Origin of the sequence: Trebonia sp., assembly GCF_049794275.1 — a bacterium.
GTDB lineage: Bacteria > Actinomycetota > Actinomycetes > Streptosporangiales > Streptosporangiaceae > Trebonia.
In genome coordinates this window covers 1-2,262 of record NZ_JBARCR010000869.1, presented here as the reverse complement: position 1 = coordinate 2,262, position 2,262 = coordinate 1, and the positions used below count along the sequence as shown (strand labels likewise).

The following is a 2,262-nucleotide window of genomic DNA, read 5'->3' as shown; positions in this document are numbered from 1 at the left end:
GCGACGGCCTCGTCAGGAACGGGCGCCGCAGCCGCCAGGTGCCAGGCCCGCCGCTCCGGCTGGGCGTCAAGGACCTGGGCGAACGCGGCGTGGGCCCGGCGGCGCAGGTCAGCGTCGGCGGACTGGTAGACCGCCGAGCGCATCAGCGGGTGCTCGAACCTGACCTCCGCCTGTGACACCACGAGCACCCCGGCATCCACCGCAGGACGCAGCGGGTCGGCGCCCGAGCCGGGGACCGCGATCGTCACGGCCGCGGCTATCTCCGCGAAGTCGTTACTGTCGGCCGCCGCAGCGACGACCACCGCCGATCGCGCCGTCGGGCCGAGCCCGGCGACGCGGGCCGTGAAGCTTCGCTCAAGGCGGGCGGTGAGCGGAACGCGGACCTCGGCGCCCGGCTGGCAGGCACTCGCCGTCAGCGGAAGTTCGGCTAGCGCGAGCGGGTTGCCTTCTGCGTGCTCAAGCACCCACCCGCGCCATCGCTTATCAAGGTCCGGGTGCCGGAGGCGGACCAGCCGTTCCGCCTGCGCGCGGCGCAGCGGGCGCAGCGTCCTGGCTGGCAGGCCGGCCGCAGTGAACAGGTCCTCGAAGCCGGGACGCGTCGCGGCGAGCAGCGCGATCGGCTCGGACGCGATCCGGCGGGCGACGAAGCCGAGAACCTGCGCGGTGGCATCGTCGATCCAGTGCAGGTCGTCGACGGCCACGAGCAGCCCGCGGCCGGCCGCCGCGTCGGCGAGCAACTCCAGCGTGGCGATGGCGATCACGAACACCTGAAGCGCTGGCCCGTCGGCGTAGCCGAACGCGGCAAGCAGCGCCTTGCGCTGCGGTGGCGGCAGCAGTCCGAACCGGTCGGTCAGCGGATAGAGCAGCTGATGCAGTCCGGCGAACGGCACACGCGCCTCGGACTGAACCCCGGCCGCCCGCAGCACCATGCGGCTATCGCCGACGGCCACGCGCGATGCCGCATGCAGCAGTGCGGACTTTCCGATGCCCGCCGCTCCGACGAGCAGCAGGCCCGATCCGCCATCGCCGCGGAGCATCGCGATGATCGCGGACATCTCTTCATCGCGGCCAATCAGGTCCGACGGCTCAGAGTCGACTGTCACTGCGCCTCCGCCGACGGGGATGTTCTGGGCGAAAGGTGGACGAACTATGTAGACCGATCGTTCCTTCCACTCATATAGTGACCTTATCAGCGGCCCGATAACAAGGCCTTCCGGGAAAACGAGGTGCGTCCGTGAGACGTCCGGCCAGCGGCGCCGCCCGGCGGCGGCGGGCAGACGTGCTCGCCAGGCGCCGCCAGCAGCAGGCCCGCTCGGCGAGAGAGCGGATCCTCACGACCGCCGACCGGCTCTTCTACGGCAACGGCATCCAGGCGATCGGCGTGCAGCGGCTCATCGAGGAGTCGCAGGTAACCAGGGTGACCTTCTACCGGCACTTCCCGTCCAAGGACGACCTGGTCCTGGCCTACCTTGAGCAGCGCAAATGGCAGGCCCGCGCGGCGGTGCAGGCGATCATCGACAGCCACCCTGGCGACCCGCGGGGCGCCCTGCACGCGTGGGCGGTCGCGTTCACCGAAGACGGCATGATCGACGAGTATCGCGGCTGCACGTTCGTCAACGCGGCCGCCGAGTACGGGCCGCCGGACCACCCCGTCCGCACGATGGCCGTCGAGCAGCGGCGGTGGGTCAACGCGACGGCGCAGACCCTGCTGCGCGAGGCCGGGCACCGCGATCCAGTCGCGGCGACGCGGGTACTGATGGCGCTGCGCACCGGATACGTGTACTCACTCGGGCTGGAAGAAGACACCGGCTGGGCGGAACAGTTCCTCGCGGCGTTCGACCGCGTCATCGACGAGCAGTGAGCTGGGGAGCCACCCCGCGTCCGTTCCGAATGAGGATTGTGAATTTCGACCGGGTAAGACGGGCTACCAGGTTGGGATCAGGCCGCCGTCGATGCGGATGTCGGCGCCGGTGACATTGGCGGTGACGTCGCTGGCCAGCAGCAGCACCAGGTCAGCGACCTCCTCAGGGCGGCTGAACCGCCCGGTGACCATCTCGCTCGCGGCGCTGCTCGCGACGTCCTCAGGGCGGGCGCCGGTCGCCTGCCCGACCGTTGCGGCGACCCCGTTCGCGCCCAGCCACAGGTCGGTGGCGACCGGGCCGGGGCTCACGGTGTTGACCCGGACTCCCTTGGGTCCGACCTCCTTCGACAGCGCCTTGGAGAAGCTGGCCACCGCGGCCTTCGCGGCGCTGTAGTCCATGA

At 70.9% G+C, this 2,262-nt stretch carries 3 protein-coding genes; 1 reads left to right on the top strand and 2 read right to left on the bottom strand.

All coding sequences use genetic code 11. The features are described from left to right. Positions 1-1,103 (bottom strand): AAA family ATPase (locus WA805_RS22480; protein WP_425243322.1); only part of this gene is annotated, 1,103 nt, incomplete at its 3' end. Between the two features lie 131 nt (positions 1,104-1,234). On the opposite strand from WA805_RS22480, the gene WA805_RS22475 reads away from it, so the two are divergent. Further along, a complete protein-coding gene (locus tag WA805_RS22475; protein WP_425243321.1) occupies positions 1,235-1,861 on the top strand; it encodes a TetR/AcrR family transcriptional regulator in 627 nt (208 codons plus the stop codon). Positions 1,862-1,924: 63 nt separating this feature from the next. Here WA805_RS22475 and WA805_RS22470 read toward each other — a convergent pair. Further along, the coding region (locus tag WA805_RS22470; RefSeq protein WP_425243320.1) for an SDR family oxidoreductase at positions 1,925-2,262 on the bottom strand (338 nt) is incomplete at its 5' end.